The sequence below is a fragment of the Candidatus Pantoea persica genome (assembly GCF_013753875.1).
In the GTDB taxonomy this organism is placed as follows: Bacteria; Pseudomonadota; Gammaproteobacteria; order Enterobacterales; family Enterobacteriaceae; genus Pantoea; species Pantoea persica.
Genome location: NZ_SMDS01000022.1, coordinates 146,295 through 153,423, shown reverse-complemented (window position 1 = coordinate 153,423; position 7,129 = coordinate 146,295). Strand labels below are relative to the sequence as shown.

At 57.9% G+C, this 7,129-nt stretch carries 1 protein-coding gene, 1 rRNA gene and 5 pseudogenes; 1 reads left to right on the top strand and 6 read right to left on the bottom strand.

Annotated features, from left to right (window positions below; genetic code table 11):
* A 16S ribosomal RNA gene (locus EIO60_RS15450) occupies positions 1-149 on the bottom strand; the annotation flags it as partial.
* Between the two features lie 514 nt (positions 150-663).
* Between EIO60_RS15450 and mdtD the strand changes: the two genes are divergently transcribed.
* Positions 664-2,070, top strand: a complete 1,407-nt coding sequence (gene mdtD, locus EIO60_RS15445; protein WP_258577314.1) for a multidrug transporter subunit MdtD — start codon at positions 664-666, stop codon at positions 2,068-2,070.
* Here mdtD and EIO60_RS15440 read toward each other — a convergent pair.
* From EIO60_RS15440 to rbsA, 5 pseudogenes are all read right to left on the bottom strand, one after another.
* Positions 2,067-2,988 (bottom strand): annotated as a pseudogene (locus EIO60_RS15440) (substrate-binding domain-containing protein). The gene mdtD and the pseudogene EIO60_RS15440 sit on opposite strands and share 4 nt — an antisense overlap.
* A gap of 7 nt (positions 2,989-2,995) precedes the next feature.
* Positions 2,996-3,922, bottom strand: a pseudogene (rbsK, locus tag EIO60_RS15435) (ribokinase); the annotation flags it as partial.
* 66 nt (positions 3,923-3,988) lie between these two features.
* Positions 3,989-4,865: pseudogene (gene rbsB, locus EIO60_RS15430) on the bottom strand (ribose ABC transporter substrate-binding protein RbsB).
* A 26-nt stretch (positions 4,866-4,891) separates the two neighbouring features.
* A pseudogene (locus tag EIO60_RS15425) lies at positions 4,892-5,647 on the bottom strand (ABC transporter permease subunit).
* Positions 5,648-5,706: 59 nt separating this feature from the next.
* Positions 5,707-7,128, bottom strand: a pseudogene (gene rbsA / locus EIO60_RS15420) (ribose ABC transporter ATP-binding protein RbsA); the annotation flags it as partial.
* Position 7,129 lies beyond the last annotated feature (1 nt).

Below are 7,129 nucleotides of genomic sequence, written 5' to 3'. Positions count from 1 at the left end.
CCGGTATTCCTCCAGATCTCTACGCATTTCACCGCTACACCTGGAATTCTACCCCCCTCTACGAGACTCAAGCCTGCTAGTTTCAAATGCAGCATGTGTTAGGCCTGCCGCCAGCGTTCAATCTGAGCCATGATCAAACTCTTCAATTTAAGTTTGATGCTCAAAGAATTAAACTTCGTAATGAATTACGTGTTCACTCTTGAGACTTGATATTTTTAAAGTCCTTGGACTTATTGATATCTGTCCTGCGAGTGCCCACACAGATTGTCTGATAAATTGTTAAAGAGCATGCTGCTATTATTCAGCGTCGCGGGCTGCGCATATTACGCTTTTTTCCCCTCAGAGTCAACCACTTTTTTCAGCGATTTTCTCCGGCGACTCAGCTGCCTGAGCCTCCTGAACACCGCATTCCGTAAGCCGTTGTGCCGTGTCAGTGGAGGCGCGTTATAGGGAGTTCTTTCCGGCTGACAAGTATTTCTTTTAAAAAATTTTCCGCATGCCTTATTTAAGCAAGCGGGTTAAAAGCAGGTACTTAACGGCCAAATTCCATACGAAAAGGCGGCGCTAACCGGGAAAATAGCCATCACGTCCGTTTATGCCGGTGCTATGCTGTTACCTCGGTCTCTTGCCAGCTAGTGATACCTATTATAAGAAGGATTTTCGATGATACGATCCGCGCGCAGTATGGACGGTCTGCCATGGATAGCCGCAATGGCGTTTTTTATGCAGGCACTGGACGCCGCCATCCTTAACACGGCCCTTCCCGCTATCGCCACCAGTCTTGAACGCTCCCCTCTGGCCATGCAGTCCGCCGTTATAAGCTATACGCTAACTGTCGCCATGTTAATACCGGTCAGCGGCTGGCTCGCCGACAGCTTCGGCACGCGGAAGGTCTTTATCCTGGCGGTCACGATCTTTACTCTCGGCTCGCTGGCCTGCGCCCTGTCCCTCTCGCTGACGATGCTGGTGGTGTCGCGTATCGTCCAGGGCGTTGGCGGGGCGATGATGATGCCGGTGGCGCGCCTGGCGTTGCTGCGCGCCTATCCGCGCAGCGAGCTGTTGCCAGTGCTGAACTTTGTCACCATGCCAGGCCTGGTCGGGCCGATACTGGGTCCACTGCTCGGCGGCATTCTGGTCACCTATGCCAGCTGGCACTGGATCTTCCTAATAAATATTCCCGTCGGCATCCTCGGCGTATTCTATGCGCGCAAATATATGCCGGACGTTACCCTGCCTAAGCGTCGCTTTGATTTTCTCGGCTTTCTGCTTTTCGGCGCGGGGCTGGTGCTGCTCTCGGTGGGTATCGAGCTGTTTGGCGAGCGCATCGTCTCCGCTTGGCTGGCAGCCGGCGCGCTGCTTGCCGGTCTACTGCTGCTGCTTCTCTATATCATCGCGCATGCGCGCCTTCATCCTGCACCGCTGATCGGCCTGCCGATGTTTAAGACCCGCACCTTTTCAGTCGGCGTTATCGGTAATATCGCCTCGCGCCTCGGTACCGGATGTGTTCCTTTTCTAATGCCTTTGATGTTACAGGTGGGCTTCGGCTTCTCGGCGGTCGTGGCGGGCTGCATGATGGTGCCGACGGCAATCGGCTCTATTCTGGCGAAATCCACGGTGACGCGGGTGCTGCGCCTGCTTGGCTATCGCCGCACGCTGGTCGGGATCACCATTATCATCGGCATCTTAATCGCCAGCTTTGCGCTGCAGTCGCCTGCCGAAAGCATCATTCTGCTCCTGCTGCCGCTGTTTATTCTCGGCATATCGATGTCGACGCAGTTCACCGCAATGAACACCATAACGCTGGCCGACCTGAACGATGATAACGCCAGCGGCGGCAACAGCGTGCTGGCCGTTACCCAGCAGCTGTCGATCAGCTTTGGCGTCGCCGTGAGCGCGGCGGTGCTGCGCTTTTATCAGGAGATGGAGGCCGACACCGTCGCGCAGTTCCATGCAACCTTCCTGACTATGGGGACTGTAACGGTGATTTCCGCCTTTACCTTTGCGCTTCTGCGGCCCGGCGACGGTCGTCATCTGATCACCAACCGCGATAAAAAGAAAAAAGCCGCTTAGGTCGACGCGCACACAACCAGCACCTGCGTCAGCTCCAGCGTTTGCTGGCTGCCGTCGGGGTCGCCCAGCCGATAAATAAGCGTATCGATCGCCAGCTGGCCCAGCTCGTCTTTCGGCTGGTGAATCGTGGAAAGAGGCGGCGTCAAATAGCGCGCCAGTTCGATATCGTCGTAGCCCATCACCGCCATATCCTGCAGAATGCGCATCCCCGCCTGAAAAAGCGCATGATAGACGCCGATCGCCATCGCATCGTTGCTGGCAAAGACCGCCTGCGGCGGCGTATGCAGTGCCAGCAGCGCGGTCATCGCGTTGTAGCCGCCCTGAAATTCAAAGTCGCTGTTAACGACATAGCCCGGCGAGATCGCCAGACCGTTTTTCTCCATTGCGTGGTAATAGTCCTGCAGTCGATCAGATGCTGCGTCGCCATTTCGCTGCCGAGCAGCGCATTGTCCTGAATAATGTCGCCGCAGCCTTCAAACGGCGCCTAGTCCATCATCACTGTAGGGATAGCGGTTGAGTATCGCCGCCGACGGCAGATGGCTTTCGGTACACATGATCAGCAGTCCGTCGACGCGCTTTTGCAGCAGCGTCTCCAGGCTGCGATTCATCCGCTCTTCGTCGTCCGCCGTGTTGCAGAGGATCAGGCTATAGCCGCGCTCGTAACAGCTCCCTTCCACGCCGCGCACGACTTCGGCGTAAAAACGGGTTGCTGCTGGCGGTCAGCAGCATGCGGATCGTGTGCGTCTAATTCAGCTTGAGGCTGCGCGCCAGCGCATAAGGGGCATAGTTGAGAGCGCTGATCGCCCGGTCGACTTTCTCTCGCACCGCTTCGCTGACGAAGCGGTTATTATTGATCACGTGCGAGACGGTGGAGGTGGAGACGCCCGCCATGCGGGCGACATCTTTCATGGTTGCCAAGGCTTAAGCCCTGCTGAAGTAAAAATTCGTCGATCTCTTCGCGCCACGGCACAGAGGGCTGCGCGCCCGGACGCGTAACGGCGATGGCAGCCGCCGCATGAGCGAAACACACCACATAATACAGGCTTTTGCCTTCCAGCCGGGCGGTAATAAAGGCGCAGTTAAAGGTATCGCCCGCCGCGATGGTATCCACGGCTTTTACCGTAAAACCGAAGATGAGCTGGCCCTTGCCCTGCTCGCTCAGCCAGACGCCGCGTCGACCCAGCGTAATCAGGACGGTGGCGATGCCTTTGGCGTGCAGCGCTTCCGCAGCGCGCGGCGCCTCTTCGTCACAGGTGACGGCGATGCCGGTCAGGCTTTCCGCTTCGGTTTCATTCGGCGTAATTATATCCACCAGCGCCAGCAGTTCATCATCCAGCTGCATCGTCGGCGCCGGGTTAAGGATGACCTGCGTCTGATTCGCGCGCGCGATTTTCGCCGCGGCCAGCACGCTCTCCCGCGGCGACTCCAGCTGCATCAGCAGCGCGGAGGCATCCGCAATCACCTGCTGATAAAGCGTCACGCACGCCGGCGTCAGTGCAGCATTGGCGCCCGCGCTAATGCCGATGGCGTTCTCGCCTTCGCCGTTAACGAAAATCATCGCCACGCCGGTCGATTCATCAGCGACGGTTTCTACCGGCGTGGTATCGATACGGTCCTGCGCCAGCTGCGCGCGGATACGCTCGCCGATGGCATCGTCGCCGAGACAGGCAATAAAGGCGATATCTGCGCCGGCGCGGCCGGCGGCGACTGCCTAGTTAGCTCCTTTGCCGCCAAACGCAATGATGTACTGTTTCCCGATCACCGTTTCACCGGGACGGGGAAAGTGAGCCAGGTTAAGAATATGGTTAGCATTGATGCTGCCGAGAACGGCCAGTTTTACGCTTTTGCTCATAGGGTGTGATCCAGAAAGAGTGCACCACCGGTTTAAAGGTGGCGCATTGCCTTGCTTTTCTTTGAGTTATTTGGTGACTAGCTTCAGGTCAACCGGGTTGATCGCCTGCACTTTTTCACCTTTCAGCACTTTGTCGGTAGTGTCCACGCCAATAATGCCGATTTTATCCGGCACATCTGGGCGACAGCTGCCGCCAGCTTGCCGCCTTCAACCGCTGTCACGCTGTCGGCGTTGCCGTCAAAGCCGACTACCACGACATCAGATTTCCCGGCGGTTTGCAACGCGCGTAACGCGCCGAGCGCCATTTCATCATTTTGCGCAAACACCGCCTGCACGTATGGATGCGCCTGCAGCAGGTTCTGCATCACGTTCAGGCCTTTAGTGCGATCGAAGTCCGCCGGCTGGCTCGCCAGCACCTGGAATTTATGTGTGTCAGAGTCCTGCTTGAAGCCTCCGCCGCGCTCGCGCGCCGCAGAGGTGCCCGCAATACCCTGCAGTTCGATAATCTTCGCGCTGTCGCCCAGACGTTTGGCGATATAGTCGCCCGCCATTTTCCCGCCGAAACGGTTATCAGAGGCGACGTGACTGACCACTTTGCCCTGCGCCGCCACGCGGTCTAGGGTGATTACTGGAATGTTCGCCTGGTTGGCCATCTCACCGCATTGCCGACCGCATCGGAGTCGGTGGGGTTAATCAGAAGCAGTTTGGCGCCGCGCATGGTGAGATCCTGCACGTTCGCCAGCTCTTTTGCCGGGTTGTTCTGCGAATCGAGCACTACCAAGTTATAGCCCAGCTTATCCGCCTCTTTCTGCGTGCCCTCTTTCAGCGAGACGAAGAAGGGGTTGTTCAGGGTAGAGACCACCAGTGCGATGGTATATTTTGCCACGGCGCTGGCGCTTAACGTTGCGCCAAGGATCACGGCCAGTGCAGTCAACTTTTTCATCACTTCATCCTGTGTAAAGGTAAGAGTTATTTGCTACTTTTGTTATCTACCAGCACCGCCAGCAGGATGACCACCGCTTTCACGATCATCTGGTAGTAGGAAGAGACGCCCATCAGGTTCAGGCCGTTATTGAGGAAGCCGAGGATCAGCGTGCCCATAATGCGCCCTTTGCCGCCCGCCAGGCCGGTGCCGCCCAGCGCGTAGATATAGCGGCCGAGGCGCGCGTGGTGCAGCATGTACCAGGCGAGCAGGAAAACAATGGCCATCAGCCACACCGGCGTCGGGATGCCTAGCGGACGGCCGATGCCGAACCAGCCGAAGAGATCGGCGTTGTCGTTGAAGCCGGTATTGATCGGGCTGCCGTAGGTATACATCATGTGACGCCGCGCAGCAGCAGCATCATCACCAGCGTGGCGATAAAGGCCTGTACCTTGCCGCGCGCCACGATAGTGACGGTCACGGCGCCGATTGCCGCGCCGAGCACCAGCGCGCCCGCCGCCGCCAGCGCGTTAACCTCCATGCCTGCCAGCGAGGCGGCCACCGCGCCCGTCAGCGCCAGCAGCGATCCCACCGAAAGTTCGATGCCGGACGTGAGGATCACCAGCTTCATGCCGACCGCCATGATGGCGTTGACCGAGGTCTGCTGCAGAATATTGAACAGGTTCGCCACGGTGAAGAAGTTAGGACTCTGGCTCGCGACCACCGCGATCAGCGACTTTTGACTCCATCAGCCAGGCTTTGCTGAACCAGCGACGGCTGGACGGTAAGGTTTGGGTACTCATACAACTAAATCCTCGCTGTGTTGCTTGCCCACGGCGGCTGCCATTAACGATTCCGCCTACTCACGGGTAAATTCGACGCCTGAGCGGCCTTCATGCATCACCAGAATACGGTCGCTGATGCCGAGCACTTCCGGCATTTTCGATGACACCAGAATGATGCTCAGCCCTTCGGCCTTGAACTGATTGATCAGCTGGTAAATCTCTTTTTTCGCCCCGACGTCGACGCCGCGCGTCGGTTCGTTCAAGATCAGCACGTTGGGGCGCGTCATCAGCCCGTGCGCAATCGCCACTTTTTGCTGGTTGCCGCCGGAGAGCAGGCCGATCGCCTGATCCATCGACGGCGTTTTAATATTGAACAGGCGGATGAAATTGCCCACCGCCAGCTGTTCCGCCGCGTGCTTCAGCGTGCCGCCGCCGCGGCTGAAGTAGCGCAGCGCGGTCAGCGACATGTTCTCTTTGACCGACATACCCAGCACCAGCCCGTCGCGCTTGCGATCTTCGGAGATATAGACGATGCCGCTGGCCAGTCCGTCCTGCGGCGCACGCGCCGTGATTTCCCGTCCGTCAAGCCGGACACGACCTGTGCTGAGCGGCAGCGCGCCGTAGAGCAGCTTCATCAGCCCGGACACGCCGAGAATCTCGCCTTTGCGCAGCGAGAAGCTGACGTCGTGCACGCCTGGTCCGCTGAGGTTTTCAACCTTCAGACGCACCTCGCCCGGCGCCTAATCGAGGCGCGGATACTGATCTTCCAGCTTGCGCCCCACCATCATTTCGATCAGGCTCTCTTTGCTGAGATCCTTCACCGGACGCTCGGCGATAAACTGCCCGTCGCGGAACACCGTGACGTAATCGCAAATTTCAACGATCTCTTTCATGCGGTGAAAGATATAGACAATGCCGCAGCCCTGCGCCTTCAGCTCGTTGATCACGCGAAACAGCGACAGGATTTCGGTATCGGTCAGCGCGTCGGTCGGCTCATCCATGATGATCACCTGCGACTTAAAGCTCAGCACCTTGGCGATCTCCAACATCTGCTGATCGCCGATCGATGGATCGCCCACCAGCTGGTGGCTGTTAAAGCGCAGGTTAAGGCGCTTCAGCAGCGCATCCGCCTCGGCGTACATCCGTTTCCAGTCGATGCGGCCAAAGTGGTTAACGAATTCGCGACCCAAGAAGATGTTCTCCGCCACGGTCAGCTGCGGAATCAGGTTCAGCTCCTGATGGATAATGCCGATTCCCGCTTCCTGCGACTCTTTGGGGCCGCTGAAAGTGGTCTCTTCGCCGAGCCAGCGCAGCGAACCGGCATCGCGGCTGTAGATGCCGGTCAGCACTTTCATCATGGTGGACTTGATGGCGCCGTTCTCGCCCACCAGCGCCATGAAGCGTCCCGGGTAAACAGCTAGCGACACGCTCTTTAACGCCTTAACGCCGGGAAACGATTTTTCAATCCCCTGCAGCTGTAGTGCAGTATAAGGTTGCATA